We start from the raw sequence: 23,914 nt of genomic DNA, 5'->3' as shown, positions 1-23,914 counted from the left end.
CAGGATGGAGGCACCGATGAAAGGACGACGATGATGACCAAGACGGAACTGGCCCCGGGGGCGAAGGCGGGCCTGGGCGTTCTGGGCCTCGTGCAGGTTGCGTTCGCGTTCCTGGCGTTCTGGGATCTCTCCCACCGCGACGCCGAAGAGGTGCGCGGACCGAAGGCGGCGTGGATCCCCGCGATCCTCGTCAACTGGATCGGACCGGCGAGCTACTTCCTGTTCGGCATCCGCCGCTGATCGCCGCCGCGAAACGGGGGGTCAGCCCCACAGCCGACCCCCAGTCCCCTCAGTAGACTGAGAGCCACTTGCGGGAGTGGTGAAATCGGCAGACACGCAGGATTTAGGTTCCTGTGCCTTCGGGCGTGTGGGTTCAAGTCCCACCTTCCGCACGCGAGTTCTCGCATCAACCGCCGACTGACGACGGGAAACCACCGTGCACGCTGTTCCTTCCGCGCTGATCCCCTGGCTGGATCCGGCCGCCATCATCGAATGGGCGGGCCCCTGGGCGCTCGTCGCCGTGTGCTTCATCGTCTTCGCCGAGACGGGCCTGCTCATCGGATTCCTCCTGCCCGGCGACACGCTCCTCGTCATCTCGGGCCTGCTGTCGCATCCGCAGTCGTATGCACCGAACGGCGTGTTCGGCATCAGCGTGTGGTGGGTGGCGCTGTTGATCGGTCTCGCCGCCTTCCTCGGTGGCGAGGTGGGCTACTACATAGGCCACAAGGGCGGCCCGGCGGTCTTCGAGAAGAAGGAGTCCGGTCTGTTCAGCGTCAAGAACGTCGAGCGCACGAACGCGTTCTTCGAGCGGTTCGGCGGACTGACCATCATCCTCGCCCGCTTCGTGCCGATCGTCCGCACCTTCGCCCCCGTCGCCGCCGGCGTCGGGCACATGAACAAGTGGAAGTACACGCTCTACAACTTCATCGGCGCGGTGCTGTGGGGCTTCGGCCTCACGATGTTCGGCTACGCGATCGGGTTCATCCCGCCGGTCGCCACGTTCGTCGAGAACTACATCGACCTGATCCTGCTCGCCGCTGTCGGCGGCACGGCGATCGTGACGCTGTGGCACTACTTCCGCGAGCGCAGCATGGCCAAGAAGGCCGCCGCAGCAGGTGAGGATGTCGTCACCGACCACGGCGAGGCCGAGGCGCTCGTGCTGGATCCCGAGGTGTTCGACCGCGGACCCGAGCACCACGAGGGTGGCTCCCCGCGGGCCTGACCCGACGGAGCGCCGCGGCTCGGGCCGTCAGGAGGCCTTCTTCTTGGCGGCGGGCTTCTTCGCCGTCGACTTCGCGGCGGGCTTCTTGGCGGATGCCTTCGCCGCCGGCTTCTCGTCGGTTGCGGCATCCTTCTTGGCCGACGCCTTCGATCCGCCGCCTTCACGGGCCGCCCGCGACTTCTCGACGCTGGCACGCAGCGCCGCCATGAGGTCGATGACCTCGCCGCCGGCCTCTTCCTCCTGCTCGCCGAAGGTCTCGGACGTGTCCAGCGCGTCGCCCTTCTCGAGCTTGGCCTCGATGAGGGTGCGCAGCTCCTGCTGGTACTCGTCGGTGAATTCCTCGGGATCGAAGTCGCTCGAGAAGCTCTCGACGAGGGATGCCGACAGCTCGAGCTCCTTGGCCGAGATCCGCACGCTCTCATCCAGTGCCGGGAACGCCGCTTCGCGCACCTCGTCGGCCCAGAGCAGGGTCTGCAGCACGAGGACGTCGCCACGTACACGCAACGCCGCCAGCCGGGTCTTCTGACGCAGCGAGAACCGCACGATCGCGGTCCGGTCCGTCTGTTCCAGCGTCTTGCGCAGCAGCACGTACGCCTTGGGCGACGCGGAATCCGGTTCGAGGTAGTACGCGCGATCGAGCGTCAGGAGATCGATCTGCTCGCTCGGCACGAACTCGACCACGTCGATCTCGCGACTCTTCTCCGCCGGGAGCGAGGCCAGGTCGTCCTTGGTGAGGACGACCGTCCGCTCGCCGTCGTCGTACGCCTTGTCGATGTCGGAGTACGGCACCACCTCGCCGTCGACCTCGCACACCCGCTGATAGCGGATGCGACCGCCGTCCTTGTTGTGCACCTGATGCAGGGAGACGTCGTGGTCCTCTGTCGCCGAGTACACCTTCACCGGCACGTTGACGAGTCCGAACGTCAGTGCACCCTTCCAGATCGCTCTCACCACACCAGTGAACACCAGTGCGCCGACACCGGGCCACCCCTTGCGCCGCTCGTCGCCGATACTCTGTCGCCATGGCGGGAGAGGAGCAGCTCGTGCGCATCGGCGGCCGGCGCCTGCGCATCACGAACCTCGACAAGGTGCTCTACCCCGAGACGGGCACCACCAAGGGCGAGGTCATCGACTACTACTCGCGCATCGGCGAGGTGCTGATCCCCCACGTCATCGGTCGTCCGGTGACCCGCAAGCGCTGGCCGGATGGCGTCGGCACCGAGGACGACCCCGGCATGGTCTTCTTCGCGAAGGATCTCGAACGCGGTGCTCCGTCCTGGGTGAGGCGGATGCCGATCCCCCACTCGACCGGCACCAAGGAGTATCCGCTGGTGGGCGACATCCCGACGCTCGTCTACCTCGCGCAGGTGGCGAGCCTCGAGCTACACGTGCCGCAGTGGCGTTTCGCCCCCGACGGCGGCCGCGGCCCCGCCGACCGGCTCGTGCTCGACCTCGATCCCGGTCCCGGCGTGGGCCTGCCGGAGTGCGCCGTGGTCGCCGGATGGGCACGCGGCATCCTGGTCGGCATGGGACTCGAGCCCTACCCGGTGACGAGTGGCAGCAAGGGCATCCACCTGTACACCGCGCTACCGCCCGGCCAGTCGACCGAGCAGGCGTCCGCGCTCGCGAACGAGCTCGCCCGTGCGATCGAGGCCGATCACCGCGACCTCGTCGTCAGCAGCATGAAGAAGAGCGAGCGCCACGGCAAGGTGCTCATCGACTGGAGTCAGAACAACGGGTCGAAGACGACGATCGCGCCCTACTCGCTGCGCGGCCGCGCCCACCCCACGGTCGCCGCGCCGCGCACGTGGGATGAGCTCGCCGACCCGCAGCTGCGCCACCTCGATTTCACCGAGGTGCTCGAGCGGATCGAGACGATCGGCGATCCGATGGCGGCGCTCGGCTTTCACGCCGGCGGACGCGAGGCCGAGTCCGGCCCCCTGTCGGCCTACATCTCCAAGCGCAGCGCTCAGCGCACTCCCGAGCCGGTGCCCGCCAATCCGCTCGGCGCCACCCCGTCGGGCGAACGGCCGCGCTTCGTGATCCAGGAGCATCACGCGAGCCGCCTGCACTGGGACTTCCGGCTCGAGCACGACGGCGTGCTGGTGAGCTGGGCGGTCCCCCGTGGCGTCCCGCACTCCTACAAGCGGAACAACCTCGCCGTCATGACCGAGGACCACCCGATGGAATACGGGTCCTTCGAGGGCACGATCCCCGCGGGCGAGTACGGCGGCGGCACGGTGACGATCTGGGACGACGGGCGATACGACCTCGAGAAGTGGCGGGACGACGAGATCATCGCGACCCTCGAGGGGCGGCCGGGTGGGCCGCTCGGCCGCGTGCGCCTCGCGCTCATCCGCACCGGGGGCGAAGGCGAGAAGTCGAGCTGGCTGCTGCACCGCATGAAGACGGATGCCGACGGCCGACCGCAGCCCGACGGCATCGTCGTCGAGCCCTCCCCCCAGGCCGACGAGCCGCGGCCGGCGCCCCGCGCCGGGCACGAACGACGCCCGTCTCACGCCGCGGAGCCGGCGCCGGCGGCATCCGGAACAGGTGAACCCGCGCAGGCAGGGCGGTCCGGCGCGGATCGTCCCGCCCGCGACAGAACACGTGATCTCGGCGACGGCGGCTCCGGCGCCGATCCCTCTCGGACGCCGCTCCCGCTGGGCGAGGAACTGCGTCCGATGCTGTCGACGACCGCGACCCCCGCCGTCGCCCGCGCCGCCTCGGAGCGCTGGGGCGAACCAGCGTGGGTCGAGATGAAGTGGGACGGGATCCGCGCCGTCGGCGTGTGGGACGGTCATCGGCTGCGGCTCTTCGCCCGGAGCGGCAACGAGGTGACCCACCGGTATCCCGAGCTGACCGCGGTGGACGCCGGGCTCGGCGACGAGCCGGCGGTGCTCGACGGCGAGCTCGTCGCCCTCGAACCCGATGGTCGTCCCAGCTTCCCGCTGCTGCAGACTCGCATGAACCTCGAGCGCGCGGGCGACATCGCCCGAGAGGCCCGGCGGACGCCGGTGCGCTATTACCTGTTCGACGCCCTCTCGCACGATGGCGACGACCTCTCCGACCTTCCCCTGAGCGAACGGCGCGACGTGCTCGAAGCGGTGGCGGCGGCATCCGTCGACGCGGTCGTCATCCCGCCGGTGTTCGACGACGTCGATGCGGCCCTCGACACGAGCGTGCAGCTGCGCCTCGAGGGGATCGTCGTCAAGGATCCCGACTCCCGGTACCTGCGCGGAGGCAGGTCCGAGTCATGGCTGAAGGTCAAGATCACCCGCACGCAGGAAGTGGTGATCGCGGGCATCCGCCCCGGGAAGGGCGGCCGCAGCAACACCTTCGGATCCTTGCTGCTCGGCATCCCCGACGAGGAGGGCCTGCGCTATGCGGGGCGCGTCGGCTCCGGCTTCAGCGACTCGACCCTCGCGACCCTCATGAAGAAGCTGCTGCCGCTGCGCACCGACGCCAACCCGCTCGTGGGTGTGCCTCCGCTCGACGCCCGCGATGCCCTGTGGGTGCGGCCCGAGCTGGTCGGCGAAGTCGAGTACGGCGAGTTCACCCCCGGCGGCATCCTCCGACACCCGCGGTGGCGCGGCCTCCGGCCTGACAAGAGTGCCGACGAGGTGCGCCGCGAGGACTGAACGGCCTCGCGCCTGGGCACGGTCCCGGTCGCGGAATGCCGCCGGCGGGACGAAGGGATCAGGCGTGCGCGTCGTGCTCGACGTGACCGGCGGGCTCGAGCTGGAACGTCGAGTGCTCGACATCGAAGTGCTGCGACAGACAGCTCTGCAGGCCGCTGAGGATGCCGGCCGCCCGGCCGTCGGCGAGCGCCGCGTCGTCGACCACGACATGGGCGGTGAACACCGGTGCACCGCGGGTCAGCTGCCACACGTGGACATCGTGCACGTCGACGACACCGGGCGTGGCGAGGATGTGGTCGCGGATCTCCGTGACGTGCGTGCCCGCGGGTGCCGACTCGGCGAGCACCGACACGACCTCGCGGAGCAGCCCGATCGCGCGCGGCACGATCATCGCCGCGATGAGCAGCGACGCGATCGCGTCGGCCTGATCCCACCCCGTCGTGATGACGACGATCGCCGCGACGATCACGGCGGCCGAGCCGAAGAGGTCTCCGAGCACCTCGAGATAGGCACCGCGCACGTTGATGCTGTGCCGCTGTGCCCCGCTGAGCAGCCACATCGCGACCGCGTTCGCCACGAGCCCGACGACGGCGATCACCAGCATGAGACCGCCGGCGATCTCGGCGTCACCGGGATTCATCAGCCGGGAGATGCCTTCGAACGCGACCCACGCCGAGAGCACGATGAGGATGATGGCGTTGACGAGGGCGCCGAACACCTCCGCGCGCTGATAACCGAACGTGCGGCGGTCGTTGGCCGGTCGCGCGGCGACGGTGCTCGCAACGAGCGCGATCACGAGGGCCGCGGCATCCGTGAACATGTGGGCCGCGTCCGCGAAGAGCGCGAGGGATCCCGACAGCACCGCGCCGACGATCTGCACCACCATCACGGTGGAGGTGATCGCGAGCGAGATCGCGAGGAGACGGCGATTGCCGGCCCCGCGTATCCCGGTCGGCGCGTGATCGTGCATGCGCCCAGGCTAAGCCCGGGCCGCTGTCGCCGGCCGCTGTTCGGGCTAGTCGGGAATGATCGTGATTCTCAGTCGCAGCGCACGTCGGCGCCGCTCACAGTTCTGCCAGCAGCGGCGCGAGCGCCTCGAATGCGCGAGCGCGGTGGGATGCGGTGTTCTTCTCGAGCGCCGTCCACTCGCCGACCGTCCGCTCGGCGTCGGCGTCCTGGCCGTCGGGGATGAAGATCGGGTCGTAGCCGAAGCCGCCCTCACCCGACGCCGCCGTGGCGAGGCGTCCTGGCCACACGCCCTCCACGACGCTCTCCCGCGACGCGTCGCCGGGCACGACGAACGCGATCGTCGAGACGAACTGCGCCGCGCGGTGCGGGTCGCGGATGTCGGAGAGCTGGTCGAGCAGCAGGTTCAGGTTGGCCGCGGCATCCTTGGCGTGCCCTGCCCAGTAGGCGGAGAACACGCCGGGGGCACCGCCGAGCACGTCGACGCAGATGCCGGAGTCGTCCGCGAGTGCGGGAAGGCCCGTATGCTCGGCCGCCGCGCGCGCCTTGATCAGCGCGTTCTCGGCGAAGGTGACGCCGTCCTCGACGGGTTCGGGGCCGTCGTAGGCGACCACGATGAGGTCCGGGCGCGTGGCCGCCACGATCGACTGGAATTCCTCGACCTTGTGACGGTTGTGCGTCGCGAGCACGATCTGGTTCACGGCACCGCCGACGGCCGAGCCGGCGACCGCCGTCTGCGCCTCCGCCTCGGCGATCGCCTCGGCCATGTCGTCGGGGTGGGCGGTCACGCCGCTCCCTCGCTGGTTCCCTCGCCGAGCGCAGCGAGCTGGTGGGTGCGCAGATCCGCGCAGCCGTTTACGCCGAGTTCGAGGAGGGCGTCGAGCTCCCGCTTGTCGAAGGGCGCGCCCTCGGCGGTGCCCTGCACCTCGACGAAGAGGCCGCGACCGGTGACGACGATGTTCATGTCGGTCTCGGCGCGGACATCCTCGACGTAGGCCAGGTCGAGCATCGGCTCGCCGTCGATGATGCCGACGGATACGGCCGACACCGAATCGAAGAGCACCTGCGCCTTCTGGCCGATGAACTTCTTGCGGCGGCCCCACTCGATCGCATCGGCGAGAGCGACGTACGCGCCCGTGATCGCAGCCGTGCGCGTGCCGCCGTCGGCCTGCAGCACGTCGCAGTCGATGACGATGGTGTTCTCACCGAGCGCCTTCGTGTCGACGACGGCGCGGAGCGCCCGGCCGATCAGCCGGGAGATCTCGTGGGTGCGGCCGCCGATCTTGCCCTTGACGCTCTCGCGGTCGTTGCGCTCGTTCGTGGCGCGCGGGAGCATCGCGTATTCGGCGGTGATCCAGCCCTTGCCCTTGCCGTTGAGCCAGCGCGGCACGCCGTTCGTGAACGACGCCGTGCACAGCACCTTGGTGTTGCCGAACGAGATGAGCGCCGAACCCTCGGCCTGGCTCGACCAGCCCCGCTCGATCGTGACGGGACGCAGCTGGTCGACGGTGCGACCGTCGGCACGGGTGATGTCGGTCATTTCTCTCCTCTGACGGTGCGCGTGTCCCGAGATCGATCGATCCCGGATGCCGGGAGCGGTGGGGTTCGAGACATGCTGCGGGGATTGTGGGACACGGATGCCTCAGCCGAGACGGGTCGGCAGATCGATGGCGCCGGTCTGGACCAGTCGCACGGAGCTGACCTCACGGCCCATCAGACGGTGCGCGAGGCGCAGGAACTCGTCGGCGGAAGCGCCCGTGGCTTCGTAGACGTGCTGGGGCTCGGCATCCGGGCCCGCGAGCAGATCGCGGGAGACCAGCTGACGGTAGACGTCCTTCGCGGTCTCGGTGTCGCTCGACACGAGGCTGACGTCGGGTCCCATCACGTAGCTGATCGCGCCCTCGAGGAACGGGTAGTGCGTGCAGCCGAGCACGAGGGTGTCCACGCCGGCGTGGCGGAGCGGTGCGAGGTATTCCTCGGCGACGGCGAGCACCTCGGGCGAGCCGGTGATCCCGGCCTCGACGAACTCCACGAAGCGGGGGCATGCCTGCGCGAACACCGTCAGCTGCTCGTTGACGCCGAGCATGTCCTGGTACGCCCCCGACGAGATCGTGCCGGCGGTGCCGATGACGCCGACGCGACCGTTGCGCGTCGTCGACATCGCGGTGCGCACCGCGGGGTTGATCACCTCGACGACGGGCACGTCGTACCGCTCGCGCGCGTCGCGCAGCATGGCCGCCGACGCGGTGTTGCACGCGATGACCAGCATCTTCACGCCCTGCTCCACCAGATCGTCGAGCACCTCGAGCGCATAGCGGCGCACGTCTGCGATGGGCTTGGGGCCGTACGGCGACCGCGCCGTGTCGCCGATGTAGAGGATCGACTCCTGCGGCAGCAAGGCCGAGACGGCCCGCGCGACGGTGAGCCCGCCGACTCCGGAGTCGAAGATTCCGATCGGCGCGTCGTTCACGATGCCCCAGCCTACGCCAGGCGCTCACTAGGCTGGCCCGCATGACCCACGGGCATGCTTCGCGAGGGGGCGCCTCGACCGCCCTGCTGACGGACCGCTACGAGCTCACGATGGTCGACGCGGCCCTGCGCGACGGCACAGCCGATCGCCGCTGCGTCTTCGAGCTGTTCGGCCGGCGGCTGTCGGCCGGGCGACGGTTCGGCGTGGTCGGCGGCACCGGCCGACTGCTGTCGCTGATCCGCGATTTCCGCTTCGACCACGAGGAGCTGCGGTTCCTGCGCGACGAGAAGGTGGTGGATGCCGCCACGCTCGACTTCCTGGAGGGCTACCGGTTCACGGGCTCGATCACCGGCTACCGCGAGGGCGAGCTCTATTTCCCCGGCTCCCCCATCCTCACCGTCGAAGGCACGTTCGCCGAGGCCGTCGTGCTCGAGACGCTGGCGCTGAGCGTGCTCAACCACGACTCCGCCATCGCCACCGCCGCTGCCCGCATGAGCGTGGCCGCCGGTGACCGGCCCCTCGCCGAGATGGGCTCTCGACGGGCGGGCGAGAGGTCGGCCGTCGCCGCCGCCCGCGCCGCGTACATCGCCGGGTTCGCCGCCACGTCGAACCTCGAAGCAGGTCGCCGGTGGGGCATCCCCACGATGGGCACCGCCGCGCACTCCTGGACGCTCCTCCACGACACCGAAGAGGACGCGTTCCGCGCGCAGATCGACGCACTGGGAACGGGCACCACGCTCCTCGTCGACACCTACGACATCCGCCGCGGCGTGGAGACGGCCGTGCGGATCGCGGGCACCGGACTCGGCGGCGTGCGCATCGACTCTGGCGATCTGCCCACCGTGGCCGCCGAGGTGCGCGCGCAGCTCGACGAGCTCGGCGCCACCGGCACCCGGATCACGGTGACCAGCGACCTCGACGAGTACGCCATCGCCGCGCTCGCGGCATCCCCGGTCGACTCGTACGGCGTGGGCACGTCGGTGGTGACCGGATCGGGCACGCCGACCGCAGGCATGGTCTACAAGCTCGTCGCGCGCCAGGACTCCGACGGCGGGTGGGTCGGCGTGGCGAAGGCCTCGACCGACAAGGGATCGAAAGGCGGCCGCAAGGCTGCCTTCCGCACCCTCGACGAAGGCACCGCCACGAGCGAGCTCATCGTCGTGTCGGACGGCTTCGAAGCCCTCGACACCGGCGCGTCCCACCCGGGGGCACGTCCGCTGCAGGTGGCGCTGGTGACCGACGGCGAACCGGATGCCGCGTTCGAGGGCCCGGCCGGCGTCGAAGCCGCCCGGGCGCACCACGCCCGTGTGCGCGAGGAGCTTCCGGTGCGCGCCCTCGCGCTTAGCCGGTCCGATCCGGCGATCCCGACGGTCTACGCCGACGCGCGCGCGGCCGGGATGATCGCTCAGCCGGCCGTGGCGTCAGGCGCCGAGTGACTCGTAGATCTCTTTGCAGGTCGGGCAGACCGGGAACTTCTCGGGATCGCGCCCGGGGGTCCACTTCTTGCCGCACAGTGCTCGCACCGGCTTGCCGGTGATCGCCGACTCGAGGATCTTGTCCTTCTTGACGTAGTGCGAGAAGCGCTCGTGGTCACCCGGTTCGATGTTCTCTTCTTTGAGGAGCTCTTCGAGCTCGCGATCGAGGGTCGCGATGCCGCCCTGATCAGGGCTGTCCAGCGGGGTGCTCATGGTCTGCCAGTGTAGTCGGGGCCGACCGCCGCCGGGCCGGTCGCGGCCACTCGGAGTTCGTCGAACGGGTCCGCGTCAGGTCGACTCGGCGAACTCCATCAGGCGTCCGCCGCGACGCTCGAACGCGATCGAGCCGACCGTCACTCCCACGACGAGCACGCCGAATCCGATGGCCAGGCCGCCCCATAGCGCCATGTCGGTGGCAGCCGGGTCGCCCTGGAGGGCGAGCCAGCCGCACCACAGCACGGGCGCCGAGAGGACCAGGGCTCCGAGCATCACCGCGCCCTGCGCGAGCGCGCCCACAGCGGTCGTGCGCTGCGGCTGCTGGAAGGGGCTCTCGCCCGGGCGTGACACCGCGTAGGGGGCGACCACCGACGAGATGCTCGACAGGCCGAGGCCCGACAGGAAGAGCGCGGCGCAGACGCCGGTGAGAGCCGGCAGCACCGCCCAGCGCCCGTGCAGCGAGGTGGCCACCGGGATGGCGACCGCCAGCAGCGGCACGCCCACGAGCAGTACCGGCACCAGGCGACCGACGCGGTCCGACACGCCTCGCACCCCGCTCGCGATGTGCATCCACACCGCCGTGGAGTCGTACGCGACGTCGTCGTGGGGCAGCCAGCCGAGGAAGAGAGCGGCGAACGGCACCGGCACGAGCGCCACGAGCTCGGGCGGAACACCGGCGATGAGGAGCGGCACGACGGTGACGGCCGCCGCGAACGGGATCACCAGGCCGTTGACCACGTACCGGCGATCTCCGAACCAGTACATGAGACTGCGCGCCGCGATCGCGCCCCCGGGCGTCCCGGGTGCCACGCCGAACCATCCCAGGCCGCCGCGTGCGCGGCCGGTCGTGGGCCGCTCGGTCGTGGTCAGGAGCCTTCGCACCGCCCACGCCCACAGCAGCGCCAGCGCGAGCACCGTCGCGACGGCGATGAGGGCCGGCATCCACACCTCGCCGCCGACCGCCGCCATCCCCGGGAGTGCCCATGCGGCGCCGACCGGCGTGAGCGCCAGCGCATCCACGGCCTCGAGCAGCTGCGTCGGCACGCTCCCCTGCCATTCGAGCGACGCGAGGAACACGCCGACCGGGACGACCACGACGAGCACGACCAGCACGAAGACACCCGACAGCTCGCGCGAACGCCGGTCGCGCAGGAAGAGCGACGCCAGCGCCATGCACACGCGCGCCAGCAGCGCGCAGGTCAGGACTCCGAGGACCACGCTCAGCACTCCGAGGGCGACGGGCACGCCGTGGTCGGCCCACACGATCGCGGCACACACGGCCACGGCGACGAGGACCAGGATCGGCACGCTGATGAGTCCGGCGACGGCGAGCACGAAGGCGAGGCGGCCGCGCGGCAGCCCGAACAGCGCGAACCGCCGCGGATCCAGCGGATCGTCGACGGCGCCGAAGAGCGGGGCGAGCGCGAAGCCCAGAGTGACCGCCGAGCCGCCGAGGACGGTGACGGCCAGCACTTCCTCGGTGGCGGCATCCCGCAGCGTCAGGAGCCCCCAGCAGGCGGCGGCCGTCGCCGCGACGAGGAGCAGCAGCGCGCCGACCACGCGGACGACGTGCCCCGCGTCGCCGCGGAGGGCGCCGAACAGCAGTGCGATCCTCAGTCGGAGAACGTGTGCAGCCACTCGAGACCCTCCACGTCGCTGAGGCCTCCGGCGAGTTCGACGAAACGCTGCTCCAGCGTCAGCTCGCCGCGCACCTCGGCGACGGTGCCCTCGGCGAGCACCTGGCCGGCGACGATGACCGCCACACGTGTGCAGACGCGCTCGACGAGATCCATGCCGTGACTGGACAGGATCACCGTGCCGCCGTGGGCGACGTACGTCGAGAGGATGTCGAGGATGATCGCGCTCGACACCGGATCGACGGCCTCGAACGGCTCGTCCAGGACGAGCAGGCGCGGCGAGTGGATGAGTGCGCCGGCGAGCATGACCTTCTTGAGCATGCCGGCCGAGTAGTCCGACACGCTGCGGCCGAGCGCGTCTTCCAGATCGAACGCCCGCGCGAGGTCGGCCGTGCGACTTTCGACGACGGCGGCAGGCAGCTTGCGCAGCACCCCGTAGTAATAGAGGAGCTGGCGCCCCGTCAGCCGGTCGAAGGTGCGCAGCCGATCCGGCAGCACCCCCATCAGCTTCTTGGCGGCGAGCGGCTTGGCGGCGGCATCGACACCCCCGATGTGGATCGTGCCGCGATCCGGTTCGAGCAGACCGGCGATCATCGAGAGCGTGGTGGTCTTTCCCGCGCCGTTCGGCCCCACGAGGCCGTAGAACGTGCCGGCGGGCACGGTGAGGTCGATGCCATCGACTGCGTGCGTGCTGCCGAAGCGCTTGGTGACGCCGCGGAGGACGAGCGCATCGCCGGCGGCCGCCGGCAGAGGCGGCGCTCCGAGCAGGACGGATGCCTCAGCCGGCGGTCCGTCGATGGCAGACGGGGCGTCCGCAGGGGCGGGCTCCGGCAGCGGCGTGGGCACGACGTCGGGCTCGGCGACCGGCACGGGAGCCACGGGCTCGGCGACCGGCACGGGAGCCACGGGCTCGGCGACCGGCACGGGAGCCACGGGCTCGGCGACCGGCTCGGGAGCCACCGGCTCGGCGACCGGCTCGGGAGCGATGGGCGCGAGCGCCACCGCGGGCGTCACGGGCGCCGCGGCCGCGGGCGCAGGCTCGGCCACGGCCTCGGGAGCGGGCTCGACCGCAGCCGCGGGCTCGGCCACGGGTGCGGACTCGACCACGGGCTCAGCATCGACCACCGCGGCCGAATCAGCAAGGGGCGGGATGTCGGAGCCCGGCTCGGAGGAGAGGACCTCAGGTGCGGTCGCGGCCGGCGTCGCTTCGGCGGGTGTCGTCGCGGCGGCGGGAGCGGGCACCGTTGATGTTTCGGGCTCGTCCGCGGGTCGGGTCTGGGCGGACCGCGCGTCGGCGACCGGGGGAAGCGGCGGGCGCGGCGGTACGACGATCCGGGCGGCAGCGCTTGCGGCGAGTTCCAGATCGCTCGGGAGCGGCGGCGGGGGTCCGGGATCGGGCTGCTGTTCGGCGTCGCGCGGAGCGGGCTTCTTGCGCGGGACCGCCTTCTCTGGCCGCGGCTTGCGGGGCGGGCGGCGGGGCTTGTCGGGGGCCGGCGGTACCGTGTCGGCGAGGCGCGTCACGCCCGCGCCGGAGTGACGGTCCGGCTCATCCGGATCGATGTCATTCGGCACCGGGAGGGAGGCTGTCACCGAACCAACGTATCAAGCGGGCCTGATAGTGGGGCAGACCGTGACGCCGCGTCGCCGCACTCGCGTTATGTCACGAATCGGCAACGGGAGCCCATCGTTCTGCACCTTCACAGGGGTCATCGATAGCATGGTCCCGGCACGAAGGGGTGTCGCGCCGGTGAACCGGCAGTGAATCGCGCACTTCAGGAGAAGACTTTGACCCTTCAGACCGTTATCCTCGCAGCCGGCATGGGCTCGCGTCTCGGCCGCAGCCTTCCCAAGCCGCTCACCGAACTCAGCGACGGCCGCAGCATCATGCAGCAGCAGCACGACAACATCCGCGCGGCGTTCGGCAGCGACGCCAAGATCACCACCGTCGTCGGCTACCGCGCCGAGACCATCGTCGAGGCCTTCCCGCACGTCGACTACGTCTACAACGACCGTTACGACCAGACGAACACCTCCAAGAGCCTGCTGCGCGCCCTCGCCAAGACCGGCAGGGGCGGCGTGCTCTGGATGAACGGCGACGTCGTCTTCGACCCGCGCGTCCTCGGCCGCGCCATCGAGCTCATCGAGCGCGACAAGTCCTTCGTCACCGTCAACACCTCGAAGGTGAGCGACGAAGAGGTCAAGTACACGGTCACGCCGGAGGGCCACATCAAGGAGCTCTCGAAGACCGTCAAGGGCGGCATCGGCGAAGCCGTGGGGATCAACTACATCTCGAGCCGCGACAAGAAGTCGTTCATGCGCCACCTGACGCGTGTCGATGACCAGGACTACTTCGAGCGCGGCCTCGAGCTCGCGATCGCCGAGGACGGCGTACTGCTCCAGCCGCTCGACATCTCCGACCTCTACGCCGTCGAGGTGGACTTCGCCGAGGACCTCGAGCGCGCGAACCTCTACGTCTGACCCCTCGGCGCGGGGCTGTCAACCCGGGCCGACGCCCCGATCCCGGCGAATAGACTCGGCGCGATGAGCGAGAAGGTTCACCGCATCCACTCCCTGCCCGGCGACGCGCCTTGGCAGGGAGGTCTGCCGCCCACCGGGTCGGACGAGCACCCGTTCACGATCCGCGCGCTCGACCGCGTGCTGTCGATCCAGCGGCCGGTCGTGCTCGCGCACCTGCGCAGCATCCGCCTCAGGCACCCGGACGCCTCCCCCGCCGACATCGTCCGCATCCTCGAGCGCCGCTACCTCGCGGCGGTGACGACCGGCGGCGCAGCGGTGGGCGCGACCGCCGTCGTCCCCGGCATCGGCACGGGGGTCACCCTCGCGCTCAGCGGCGTCGAGACGGTGGCGTTCCTCGAGGCGACCACCCTGTTCGCCCAGTCGGTCACCGAGGTGCACGGCATCCCGGTGTCGGATCCCGACCGCGCACGGGCGCTGGTGCTGACCCTCATGCTGGGCAAGGAAGGCGTCGACCTCGTCGCGCAGCTGGCCGGGCAGGCCGCCGGACGAGGCCCGAGCCGCTCCGGGTACTGGGGCGAGCTCATCACCAAGTCGCTCCCGCGCGCCGCGGTCGGCCCGCTCGTGGACCGGCTCAAGTCGACATTCATCCGGCAGTTCGCGGCCCGCGGCGGCGCGTCGTGGATCGGCAAGGCGCTGCCCTTCGGCATCGGCGCCGCGATCGGCGGTGCCGGCAACAACATCCTGGGGCGCCGCGTCCTCGTCGGCTCCCGCCGCGCGTTCGGCGCGCCCCCGCTCGAGCTGCCGCAGGACCTCGAGCCCCGGCCCGGCGCCGACCGCGTCGAGCGCCTCGCCGGTCGCGGCATCCGTCGCGCCGGGGGGTTCGTGATCCACGGCGTGACGCGCGGGACAGCCGCTGTCGGCAACGTCGTGCGCCGCAGGAAGCCCGAGATCGAGGCTCCGCCCGCCGAGTGATTCGCTCCCGCCCGCCATCGCGCGGGGTGAGAATGGCGTCATGGGTCTGTTCAGTCAGCTTCCGGAAGAACCCGCCGAATGGGCGGGGCTGCCGTCCGAACCTGAACGCACCGATACCCAGGCCGAGCGATTGGCCGAGGCCGCCGCCGTCGATCTCGGCGGCCTCGGTGTCGGCGACGTCGGGCTGGGTGCGGCTCCGGCGGTCGAGTCCATCGTCATCCCCGTGGCGCCGGTCATAGAGATCGCCGAGTCGCAGGAATCGGGCGAGGACGCGTAGTCCGAGACCGTTCGCGGAGCTCGTTCTGCAAGCGCTTGCACTCCCACCTCGACATGCCGGCCGTCCCGGGCATACGCTCACAGGTATGGACAGCACCCTGGCGTGCCTGGCGGCGTGGATGCCGCGGCAGCGGTGGTACGCCGCGAAAGGGCGTCCGCCGAGCCTGCGCCTGCTGTCGTGGTGGGACCTCACCGTCGATCCCGACGACCCCGCCGTGGCGCCGGGCGGAGCCCGCATCCGCACATTCCTGGTCGCCGACGAGGGGTCCCTCCCGGCGGTGCTGTACCAGATCCCCGTCGTCGAGCGAGCGACCGAGACCGTGGATGCGGACCCAGACCACATCATCGGCAGCCCCGCTCCCGGGACGACGTTCATCGACGGGCCGTTCGATCCTGCCTACGCCGGCGCGCTCCTGCGCCTCATCGCCCGCGGCGGCACCGCCCGCGGACCGCAGACGACCGCGATCGGACGAGCGGCCGCTGTCGGCAACGCACCGACCGAGGCCACGGCACGGGTGATCAGCGGCGAGCAGTCCAACACGTCGCTCATCTACGAAGGCGTCGGCACTCCTGTGATCTGCAAGGTCTATCGGCAGCTGCACGCCGGGCTGAATCCCGACATCGAGCTGCAGGAGGCCCTGGCACGCGCCGGGTCGCCCCACGTGCCGCGACCCATCGGGTCCATCGAAGGCACGTGGCCCGACCTCGCCACCGCCCACGGCAGCGTCCGCGGGTCACTGGCCTTCGCCCAGGAGTATCTCCCCGGCGTCGACGATGCGTGGCGGGTCGCCCTCCTCGCCGCGGCGAAGGGCGAGGACTTCCGCGATTCTGCGCGCGCTTTGGGCACTGCGACCGCCCACGTCCATGTCGCCCTGTCGCAGTGCTTCCCCACGCGCAAGCCGACCGCAGCCGATCGCGATGCCACGGCGGCGACCTGGGAGCGGCGGTTCGCGATCGCGATGGCGGAGGTGCCCGAGATCTCCGGCCAGCGCGACGCCGCGACCGCCGTGTACCGCCGCGCACTCGAAGTGCCGTGGCCGCCGCTGCAGCGGATCCACGGCGACTACCATCTCGGCCAGGTGCTCCACTCCCCCGACCGCGGGTGGGTGGTCGTCGATTTCGAGGGAGAGCCGCTCCGGCCGATGGCCGAGCGTACGCAGCCCGATTTCGCCCTGCGGGATGTCGCCGGGATGCTCCGCTCCTTCGATTACGTCGCCGGGTCGCTGCGCCTGGATCATCCGGAGCGCTCTGCCGACGCGGTGCGGGCCTGGGCCCTCGATGCGCGAGCGGCGTTCGTCGAGGGTTATGCGGCGACCTCGGGGAACGGCCTCGACCCCCGGCATCCGCTCCTGGCCGCACTCGAGCTCGACAAAGCGGTGTACGAGGCGATCTACGAAGCGCGCAACCGGCCGACGTGGGTCGCGATCCCGCTGCGGGCGATCTCGCGGCTCGTCGAGCGTCCGGCCCCCGTGGCGTGAGAGACGAGATGGCCGGCACTCATCGGCGCCGGTGACGGCTCGGCCGCTCAGCCCTCTTCGTCGAGGTCGGCCTCGTCCTCCTGCTCGTCGTCGTCACTGTCGGCGACCGAGCGGGCGTACCAGGTCTCCCAGTCGTCCATGAGCCCTTGCACGGCCGCGTGGAACCGTGCCGTCGCCGCGCCAGGGGTCGTGTCGCCGAAGTAGCGCGTCACCCACTCCTCGAGGCGCGCGACCGCCTCGGGGTCGCCCAGCACCCGTTCCGTCTCGGCGACGATGTCCGCGGCGGCGGACGCGTCCAGCCATTCGCACGCCGACAGGTAGCCGTGCGTGTCGATGGCCGCTGCGGGGTCGGCGGGCCGTGTGATCAGCAGAGGCCGGTCGGCGGCCAGCCGGTCGTAGACCATCGCGGAGATGTCGACGATCGCGACGTCGGCGGCGGCCAGCTGCCAGCCGAGGTCGGGTCCGTCGTCGAAGACGTGCTGCGCGGCGGGGTCCGCGGCGTTCGCCGCGGCAAGGGCGGAGATGATGCGCTTGTTGGCGGCGCCGTACTCGTGGTCCACGACGCCTGACCGCGGGTGCGGACGGTAGATCACCCGGTGGCGCCCGGTCGCGAGGAGGGCACCGACCAGCGCCTCACCGTGCGTCGCGATGGAACCGTAGTGCGCCGAGGGGCGATCCCCCTCCCAGGTGGGCGCGTAGAGCACCACGGTGCGCTCGTCGGGCGTGTACGGCAGGGTGCCCGAGTAGTGGTCCGCCTGCGGGCGACCGATCTCGATCGTGCGCCGGTCGATGTCGTAGTCCCACAGCACCCGCGAGAGCCGCTCGCGCGCCGCGTCGCCCGCGATCATCGCGTAGTCGTAGGCCTTGTACTGGTTGGTGGTCATGTACATCTTGTCGGACTCGCCGTGGTTGATGAACACGTGCCACCGGCGTCCGTACCGGAACATCTGGAAGTTGCGCGTGTTCTGGTTCACGTACAGCACGACGCGGATGTCCTGCTTGGCGATGAAGCGCTCCAGGTCGCGCACGGTCGGCACGAAGGCGACCGGCAGCGCGCCGTCGGCCAGCAGCGCCTCGGCACCGGTCGCGGCACGGCTGAGCACCACGACCGGCCAGGTCTTCGCCAGCCCGGCGAGCGGCTTGTACCACTGCCGCATCTGGTACATGTTGACCGCGCCGTCGGCGAAGTACACCGCGACCCGGTAGTGGAACGGCGGATGCTGCGGCCGGGCTGCGAGCGTGCGCCGCACGTCGATGACGGCCGAGCGGTTGCGCACCGCCTTGCGGACGAGCGCGACCGCCTTCTTTCCATCCGAGACGAGACCCACGCGTCCAGCCTACCCAGCGGCACCCGTGACATGATCGACGCGTGCATGTCGAGCAACACGGGCGCAGGGACGCTCCGGTCCCTCCGCCCGGTGCCGGCGTGAGCTTCGTGATGCCGGTGCTCAACGAGCGCGACTACCTGCGCCGGGCGGTCGAGACCGTGCTGGCGCAGGACGTGCCGGGTCCGACCGAGCTGATCCTGGCGCTGGGTCCGTCCACCGACGGCACGAGCGCACTGGCTCGTGAACTCGCTCGGGACGACGACCGCATCGTGCTGATCGACAACCCCGCCGCCGACATCCCGATCGGCCTGAATCTGGCGATCGGCGCCGGGCGGTACCCCACCGTGGTCCGGGTCGACGCGCATTCCGAACTCGACCCCAGCTATGCCCGCAGCGCGCTCACGACGCTCGAGCGGGTCCGCGCCGCGAACGTGGGCGGCGTCATGCGCGCGGACGGTCGGACGCCCTTCCAGCGGGCCGTCGCGCGCGCCTACAACTCCCCCATCGGACTCGGCGGCGGCGCGTACCACGGCGGCACGCAGGAGGGCGAGGCCGAGTCGGCGTACCTGGGCGTCATGCGCCGCGCGGTGCTCGACGAAGTCGGTCTGTTCGATGAGAGCATCCGCCGCGGCGAGGACTGGGAGCTGAACCTCCGCATCCGGCGTGCCGGCTACCGCGTGTGGTTCGACCCGACCCTTGCGGTCACGTACTGGCCGCGCGAGAGCTGGACGCGGCTCGTGCGCCAGTTCTCGGCCACCGGACGCTGGCGCGGCGAGCTGGTCCGCCGGTTCGGCCGGGGCAACTCCCTGCGCTTCTTCGCGCCGCCCGCACTCGTGCTCACGATCCTGCTCGGGCTCGTCGTCGGCGTGCTGCAGCTGACGGGCGTGCTGCAGGGATGGTGGGCGATGGCGGCATCCGCCGTGTATCTCCCCGTGATCGCGTACGCGGTCCTCATCATCGGCGTCGCCGCGGGCCGCGGCGGTGGACACGGCTGGCGCGACAAGCTCTGGACGGTCGCCGTGCTGCCCACCATGCACCTCGCGTGGGGCTGGGGGTTCCTGCTCGGCGTGATCGGCGGCGCGCACGACACGGTCGACACGTCACGACTGGGCAGCCGCAACACGCCGCTGCCGTGACGTCGGTCCTCCCCGCGTGCGTCAGATCTCGATGAACCCCTGGTCCAGGATCCGCGTCACGACCCTCTCCGCAGCATGCCCGTCGTCGCGGGCGTTGAACTTCTTCCGCCACTGCGCGTAGCGGTCGGCGTAGGCGTCCGCGTCATCTGCGGCGAGCGCCGCGACCAGCTCGTCCTGCGTGCCCACCATCGGTCCGGGCGCGTGTGCGGCGAGGTCGAAGTAGAAGCCGCGCAGCTCGCCGCGGTAGTGCTCCATGTCGGGCACGAGGAAGTACATCGGCTTGCCGGTCACCGAGAAGTCGAACATCACCGAGGAGTAGTCGGTGACGAGCGCGTCCGCGACGAGCAGCAGCAGCGAGGTGTCGGGGAAGCCTGTCACATCGATCACGCGGGGGCCTTCGGCGTCGCGTCCCGGCAGCAGCGTGCGCGAATGGCCGCGCACGAGGACGACGGCGTCGGTCGCCGCGGCGAGCGCACCCGGGTCGACGAAGTCGACGATCTCGTCGCGGTCGTCGCGCCACGTGGGCGCGTACAGCACCACCTTCTCGCCGGGACGGATGCCGAGTGCCTCTCGCGTCGCGGTCCCGTCTCCGCGGGCGAGCACGTCGTTGCGCGGGTAGCCCTCGACCCAGACGGGACGGGTGAGGAACGCATAGGCCTTGCCCAGGATGCGCGCGGCGTACGGGTTCTGGGCGAGCAGGACGTTCCAGCGACGCGATTCACGCACCACGGCGGCCATGCGACGCGGGTCGAATCCCGGACGGTGCAGCGCGAGCCGCTTCAGCGGCGTGCCGTGCCAGGTCTGCAGCACCACCTGCCCCTTGCGTCGCGCGAACCGCCGTCGCAGCCAGTCGTTGACCACGAGGAGTCGCGCGGCGCCGCGGGCGCGCCACCATTCGGGGCTGCCCTCGATGACCGGGATCGCGCCGTCCGGCACGGCGACGGACAGGTCGACGACGCTCCAGTACCGGGTGACATGCGGCGCTCGACGCGCGAGCTCGCGATCGATCGCGAGGGGGTTGCAGCTGGCGTTGCGGCCGTAGAAGCTCTCGAAGAACACGGCGTTCTCGAAGCCGGACGCAGGGCGGGTGGCGTACCGGCGCTCGAGGGCGTCCTGCCCTTCGCCGGAGTCGTACGCGGGGTCGATGGGCGGGGCCACGCGCAGCGTCCACCCCTCCAGATTCGCGCGCACCGTGCCCAGCTGCGTGACGGGCAGCGCCTCCGGAGGGTGGATGCCTTTCGCCTCGGCGTCTGCGATGCGCACCTCGTACGACCCCGACGGCAACGGCAGCTCGGGGCCGCCCCAGCGGGCGGCGCGCAGCGGCAGCGTCGCCCTCCACGTCTTGCCGCGCCCGGTCACGCGAGCGACGACCCGGGCGCGGGCACCGACGATCTCGACGGACGCAGGTCGCTCCCCCTCGCCCGCGAGCACCAGCGCAGGCACCTCGTCCGTCGTGAAGCTCGCCTCGGTCATCCGTCTCCTTCCCTCGGGCGGGCGTCTGCCGAGCCCCGACGCCCAGCGGCTCCGCGCACCGCGCCGGCGATACGGCCAGCGGGAGCCGGTACCGCCCCGGCCAGGATCGCACGGTACACCCTCTCGGCGTTGCGACCGTCGCGGAACGCGTGGACGCGCCCGCTGAGGGCGGCGGCGCGATCCATCCGCCGGCCGCGCTCGGCGGCGTCGCCGAGAACCGCGTCGAGCTGCGCCGCGGTCTGCGCCCACTCCACGGCCCAGTCGTCGCCGGCGACATCGGCATAGGTGCCGTAGAACCCGCGACGCGACGCGTACTCCTCGACGTCGGGCGCGAGGAAGAGCGTGGGCAGCGGCACCAGGGCCGCGTCGAACGCGAGGGACGAGTAGTCCGTCACGAGTGCATCGAGGCCGGGGAGCAGCGGCGTGACGTCGGCCACGAGGTCGCTGCCGAGCGGCTGGACGCGATCGGTGGGGAACGGCGGGCGGTACTCGCCCGCGCCCAGCGGATGCGAGCGCACGAGCAGTGTGGCGGCATGCCGCGTCAGCACGTCGACGATGGCGGTCCATTCGTCGGCGGTCGGCACCGCAGGATCGGGGGCGCCGTCGCGCCAGGTCGGCGCGTACAGCACGAAGCGCGCGTCCGGCGTGGCCAGCGGCACCGCGCGGCCGATGGCCGCGCGAGCATCGGCACGGCGAAGCTCCGCCGTGCCGCGCGAGAGCACATCGACGCGGGGTTCGCCGGTGACCGGCACATCGGAGTCACGCAGGCCGAACGCCGATTCGAGCCGGCCGCGCACGACATGCGAAGCCGCCGGAAGGATCCGGATGCGCCGTGCCGCGCCGCGGTACATCGTCCGCAACAGCGTCCTGACGACGCCCGCGGCCGGTGTCGCCGCGATCGCACCCGGCACGCGGACGGTCTCGGGCGAGTCGAGCCCGATGCGCTTGAGCGGGATGCCGTGCCACAGCTGCACCACGAACGCGCCCGACACGGCGTACCTGTTCACGTCGCCGAAGCCGTGGGTGACGACGATCACGCGGGCGCGCGCCGTGCGCCACAACCCCTGCACCGAACGCTTCGGAACGGCACGGATGCCGCGGGCCGCGGCATCCGTCGCCTCTCGCTTCGAGCCGACCAGCCACACCGCCGTGCGATCGTCGGCGGCCGCCGCCTCCCACAGCGCGAGCGCGCCGTCGCCGATGCCGACAGCGCAGCCGAACACCCATTCGTCGCGCGTGCGGGGCACCACGAGCGTGAAGATGCGTCCTGCGGCATACAGCGGGATCGTCGCGAGCTTTCGCGCATTCCCCGCGCCGAAAGAGAAGGACGCCATCCCGCGAGCCTACCTGCGAGCCCGTGTCGGGGCTCGCTGACTCGCGAGATGGCGTCCTGTGGGAACAGCTACTGCTGGAGCGAGCCCAGCGTCACTTCCACCGTCTGCGTCTTGCCGTCGCGGACGAAGGTGACCTCCGCCTTGCTTCCCGCCGCCGCCGCGCGCACCTGCGCGGTGAGGTCGGTCGCGTCGGTGATCGGCACACCGTTGAAGCCGGTGACCACGTCGCCCTGCTGCAGGCCGGCTTCAGCCGCCGCGCCGCCGTCGGTGACCTCCGCGATGTACGCGCCGGTGATCGTCGACTCCTCGACGGATGCCGCCGGCTTCACGCTCGCGCCGAGCAGACCGTGGGTCGCCTCTCCGCTGTCGATGATCTCGTCGGTGATGCGCTGGACGATGTCGGAGGGGATCGAGAAGCCCACACCGATCGAGCCGGAGCCGTCCGAGGACGAACCGCCCGCGGTCGCGATGGCGACGTTGATGCCGATCAGCTTGCCGTCGGAGTCGACGAGCGCACCGCCCGAGTTGCCGGGGTTGATGGCCGCGTCCGTCTGGATCACCGCGATCGAGATGCTCTCGGTCGCCGTGGTGCCCTGGTCGCCCTGGCCGAAGTCGAAGCGGAACGGTCCTTCCTGGCCGTTCTCCTCCTGCGGGTCCTGGTCCTCCGTGTCACCGCCGTCGGGCGCAGCCGACGAGGCGATGGAGATCGACCGGTTGAGCGCGCTGATGATGCCCTCGGTGACGGAGTTCGCGAGGCCCAGCGGAGCGCCGACCGCGACGGTCGTGTCGCCGACGTTGAGCTTGCTCGAGTCCGCGAAGTCGATCGGCGTGAGACCCTCGGCGTCCGTGAGCTTGATGACGGCCAGGTCGTACGTCGGGTCCGTGCCGACGACCTCGGCGTCGTAGACGCGGCCGTCGGAGGTGGTCACGCGGATCGCCGCGTCGCCGGTGGCACCGTCGAGCGTGACGACGTGGGTGTTGGTGACGACGTAGCCGTCCTCGGTGAGCACGACGCCCGAGCCGGTGCCGGCGCTCGACCCGCCCGTCGCTGCGATCGTGACGACGCTGGGCAGCACCTTCGCGGCGATCGCGGTGGTCTGGTTGACCGCGTCGGTGTCGTTGACGGTGACGGTCGTCGGCCCGGCGACCGGCGAGGTGCTCACCGGCGTGAACCAGTTGACGCCTGCGTAGGCGCCGCCCAGACCTGCCGCGCCGCCGACGATCGCGGCGGCGACGATGAGTCCGACGACCTTGCCGGCCGCCGTCTGCTTCTTCGGTGCGGTGGTCGCCGTCGCGGTCGGGACGGCGCCGGTGGCGCCGCCGAGGGGCAGCGTCGGCTGAGCGTCCGAGGGCGTCACGCCGAACGCCGCACCCGGTGCGGCCGGTGCCTGCTGTCCGGCGTACGAGTGGGGGTACGGCGCGGGCTGACCGGCGTAGCCCTGCGGGCGGGCGTAGGCCTGGGCGCCCGCCGGGTAGCCGGCGGGCGGCGCGGGCGGGGCCGCCTGCACGTGCGACGCGGGCTGCGCCGCCGTCTCGGCGGGCGCGGCCTGTGCGGCCGCAGCGTCGGACGACGGCGGGGCAGCAGGAGCGGCGGGCGGCTCGGGTGCGGCCGACGGCGCGGTCGCCTCCGGTGCGACCGCAGCCGCGGCCGGGGTCTCCGGCTCGGCGGGCGTCTGCGCGGCGGCCTCCGCGGCCGACTGTGTGGGGACGGCGGGGGTCTGGTCTTCCGGGCGATCGCCCTGGATGTCGCTCATGATTGCTCCTTCTGCCAAGCACTCACCACTGTGCCCATCGATGCTGTGCGTTTCTTAT

At 71.3% G+C, this 23,914-nt stretch carries 21 protein-coding genes and 1 tRNA gene; 10 read left to right on the top strand and 12 right to left on the bottom strand.

What is annotated here, in order from left to right; genetic code table 11:
* Nucleotides 1-33: 33 nt before the first annotated feature.
* From Q9R08_RS04810 to Q9R08_RS04800, 3 genes are all read left to right on the top strand, one after another.
* Nucleotides 34-240, top strand: a complete 207-nt coding sequence (locus tag Q9R08_RS04810) for a PLDc N-terminal domain-containing protein (RefSeq protein WP_308866722.1) — start codon at nucleotides 34-36, stop codon at nucleotides 238-240.
* 70 nt (nucleotides 241-310) lie between these two features.
* Nucleotides 311-392 (top strand) — tRNA-Leu (locus tag Q9R08_RS04805).
* A 44-nt stretch (nucleotides 393-436) separates the two neighbouring features.
* On the top strand, nucleotides 437-1,222 hold the full coding sequence (locus tag Q9R08_RS04800) for a DedA family protein (RefSeq protein ID WP_308866721.1): 786 nt from the start codon (nucleotides 437-439) through the stop codon (nucleotides 1,220-1,222).
* Between the two features lie 27 nt (nucleotides 1,223-1,249).
* Here Q9R08_RS04800 and ku read toward each other — a convergent pair whose 3' ends face one another.
* Nucleotides 1,250-2,173 carry a non-homologous end joining protein Ku gene (gene ku, locus Q9R08_RS04795; protein ID WP_308866720.1) on the bottom strand — a complete coding sequence of 308 codons (924 nt, stop codon included), beginning with the start codon at nucleotides 2,171-2,173 and terminating at the stop codon, nucleotides 1,250-1,252.
* Nucleotides 2,174-2,244: 71 nt separating this feature from the next.
* Between ku and Q9R08_RS04790 the strand changes: the two genes are divergently transcribed.
* Nucleotides 2,245-4,863 (top strand): ATP-dependent DNA ligase, encoded by a 2,619-nt coding sequence (locus tag Q9R08_RS04790; protein ID WP_308866719.1) that lies wholly within the window; start codon nucleotides 2,245-2,247, stop codon nucleotides 4,861-4,863.
* Between the two features lie 58 nt (nucleotides 4,864-4,921).
* Here Q9R08_RS04790 and Q9R08_RS04785 read toward each other — a convergent pair whose 3' ends face one another.
* From Q9R08_RS04785 to murI, 4 genes are all read right to left on the bottom strand, one after another.
* Nucleotides 4,922-5,833 carry a cation diffusion facilitator family transporter gene (locus Q9R08_RS04785; protein WP_308866718.1) on the bottom strand — a complete coding sequence of 304 codons (912 nt, stop codon included), beginning with the start codon at nucleotides 5,831-5,833 and terminating at the stop codon, nucleotides 4,922-4,924.
* 94 nt (nucleotides 5,834-5,927) lie between these two features.
* A complete protein-coding gene (rdgB, locus tag Q9R08_RS04780; RefSeq protein WP_308867664.1) occupies nucleotides 5,928-6,530 on the bottom strand; it encodes an RdgB/HAM1 family non-canonical purine NTP pyrophosphatase in 603 nt (200 codons plus the stop codon).
* Between the two features lie 83 nt (nucleotides 6,531-6,613).
* Nucleotides 6,614-7,369 (bottom strand): ribonuclease PH, encoded by a 756-nt coding sequence (rph, locus tag Q9R08_RS04775; protein ID WP_308866717.1) that lies wholly within the window; start codon nucleotides 7,367-7,369, stop codon nucleotides 6,614-6,616.
* A gap of 102 nt (nucleotides 7,370-7,471) precedes the next feature.
* Complete coding sequence (murI, locus tag Q9R08_RS04770; RefSeq protein WP_308866716.1) at nucleotides 7,472-8,299, bottom strand: glutamate racemase; 828 nt, start codon at nucleotides 8,297-8,299, stop codon at nucleotides 7,472-7,474.
* A gap of 41 nt (nucleotides 8,300-8,340) precedes the next feature.
* On the opposite strand from murI, the gene Q9R08_RS04765 reads away from it, so the two are divergent.
* Complete coding sequence (locus Q9R08_RS04765) at nucleotides 8,341-9,735, top strand: nicotinate phosphoribosyltransferase (RefSeq protein ID WP_308866715.1); 1,395 nt, start codon at nucleotides 8,341-8,343, stop codon at nucleotides 9,733-9,735.
* Here Q9R08_RS04765 and Q9R08_RS04760 read toward each other — a convergent pair.
* The 3 genes from Q9R08_RS04760 to Q9R08_RS04750 form a co-directional block, all read right to left on the bottom strand.
* Nucleotides 9,721-9,987 carry a DUF3039 domain-containing protein gene (locus Q9R08_RS04760; protein ID WP_163617487.1) on the bottom strand — a complete coding sequence of 89 codons (267 nt, stop codon included), beginning with the start codon at nucleotides 9,985-9,987 and terminating at the stop codon, nucleotides 9,721-9,723. The genes Q9R08_RS04765 and Q9R08_RS04760 overlap by 15 nt on opposite strands.
* Nucleotides 9,988-10,062: 75 nt before the next feature.
* The gene (locus Q9R08_RS04755) at nucleotides 10,063-11,628 is read right to left on the bottom strand and encodes a hypothetical protein (protein ID WP_308866714.1); all 1,566 of its coding nucleotides are present in this window, start codon (nucleotides 11,626-11,628) and stop codon (nucleotides 10,063-10,065) included.
* A complete protein-coding gene (locus Q9R08_RS04750; protein WP_308866713.1) occupies nucleotides 11,604-13,217 on the bottom strand; it encodes an ABC transporter ATP-binding protein in 1,614 nt (537 codons plus the stop codon). The genes Q9R08_RS04755 and Q9R08_RS04750 overlap by 25 nt, the downstream gene beginning before the upstream one ends.
* 195 nt (nucleotides 13,218-13,412) lie before the next feature.
* On the opposite strand from Q9R08_RS04750, the gene Q9R08_RS04745 reads away from it, so the two are divergent.
* From Q9R08_RS04745 to Q9R08_RS04730, 4 genes are all read left to right on the top strand, one after another.
* Nucleotides 13,413-14,105, top strand: coding sequence for a phosphocholine cytidylyltransferase family protein (locus Q9R08_RS04745; RefSeq protein WP_308866712.1), 693 nt, complete (start codon nucleotides 13,413-13,415; stop codon nucleotides 14,103-14,105).
* Nucleotides 14,106-14,168: 63 nt separating this feature from the next.
* Nucleotides 14,169-15,077 (top strand): hypothetical protein, encoded by a 909-nt coding sequence (locus Q9R08_RS04740; protein ID WP_308866711.1) that lies wholly within the window; start codon nucleotides 14,169-14,171, stop codon nucleotides 15,075-15,077.
* Between the two features lie 40 nt (nucleotides 15,078-15,117).
* Nucleotides 15,118-15,354, top strand: coding sequence for a hypothetical protein (locus Q9R08_RS04735; protein ID WP_308866710.1), 237 nt, complete (start codon nucleotides 15,118-15,120; stop codon nucleotides 15,352-15,354).
* Nucleotides 15,355-15,439: 85 nt separating this feature from the next.
* Entirely contained in the window at nucleotides 15,440-16,831 is a 1,392-nt protein-coding gene (locus Q9R08_RS04730; protein WP_308866709.1) for a phosphotransferase, read from the top strand.
* A gap of 47 nt (nucleotides 16,832-16,878) precedes the next feature.
* On the opposite strand, the gene Q9R08_RS04725 is transcribed toward Q9R08_RS04730, so the two are convergent.
* On the bottom strand, nucleotides 16,879-18,159 hold the full coding sequence (locus tag Q9R08_RS04725) for a CDP-glycerol glycerophosphotransferase family protein (RefSeq protein ID WP_308866708.1): 1,281 nt from the start codon (nucleotides 18,157-18,159) through the stop codon (nucleotides 16,879-16,881).
* Between the two features lie 110 nt (nucleotides 18,160-18,269).
* On the opposite strand from Q9R08_RS04725, the gene Q9R08_RS04720 reads away from it, so the two are divergent.
* Nucleotides 18,270-19,295, top strand: a complete 1,026-nt coding sequence (locus tag Q9R08_RS04720; protein ID WP_308867663.1) for a glycosyltransferase family 2 protein — start codon at nucleotides 18,270-18,272, stop codon at nucleotides 19,293-19,295.
* Between the two features lie 21 nt (nucleotides 19,296-19,316).
* Here the strand turns inward: Q9R08_RS04720 and Q9R08_RS04715 are convergent, their stop codons facing one another.
* The 3 genes from Q9R08_RS04715 to Q9R08_RS04705 form a co-directional block, all read right to left on the bottom strand.
* Nucleotides 19,317-20,768, bottom strand: coding sequence for a CDP-glycerol glycerophosphotransferase family protein (locus tag Q9R08_RS04715; RefSeq protein ID WP_308866707.1), 1,452 nt, complete (start codon nucleotides 20,766-20,768; stop codon nucleotides 19,317-19,319).
* The gene (locus Q9R08_RS04710; RefSeq protein ID WP_308866706.1) at nucleotides 20,765-22,102 is read right to left on the bottom strand and encodes a CDP-glycerol glycerophosphotransferase family protein; all 1,338 of its coding nucleotides are present in this window, start codon (nucleotides 22,100-22,102) and stop codon (nucleotides 20,765-20,767) included. The genes Q9R08_RS04715 and Q9R08_RS04710 overlap by 4 nt, the downstream gene beginning before the upstream one ends.
* 68 nt (nucleotides 22,103-22,170) lie before the next feature.
* On the bottom strand, nucleotides 22,171-23,856 hold the full coding sequence (locus Q9R08_RS04705; protein ID WP_308866704.1) for a S1C family serine protease: 1,686 nt from the start codon (nucleotides 23,854-23,856) through the stop codon (nucleotides 22,171-22,173).
* Between the last annotated feature and the right edge of the window lie 58 nt (nucleotides 23,857-23,914).

The organism is Microbacterium psychrotolerans (genome assembly GCF_031085295.1).
Lineage (GTDB): Bacteria > Actinomycetota > Actinomycetes > Actinomycetales > Microbacteriaceae > Microbacterium > Microbacterium psychrotolerans.
Note: the sequence above shows the minus strand (reverse complement) of the source record. Positions and strands in the feature narration are given on the sequence as shown.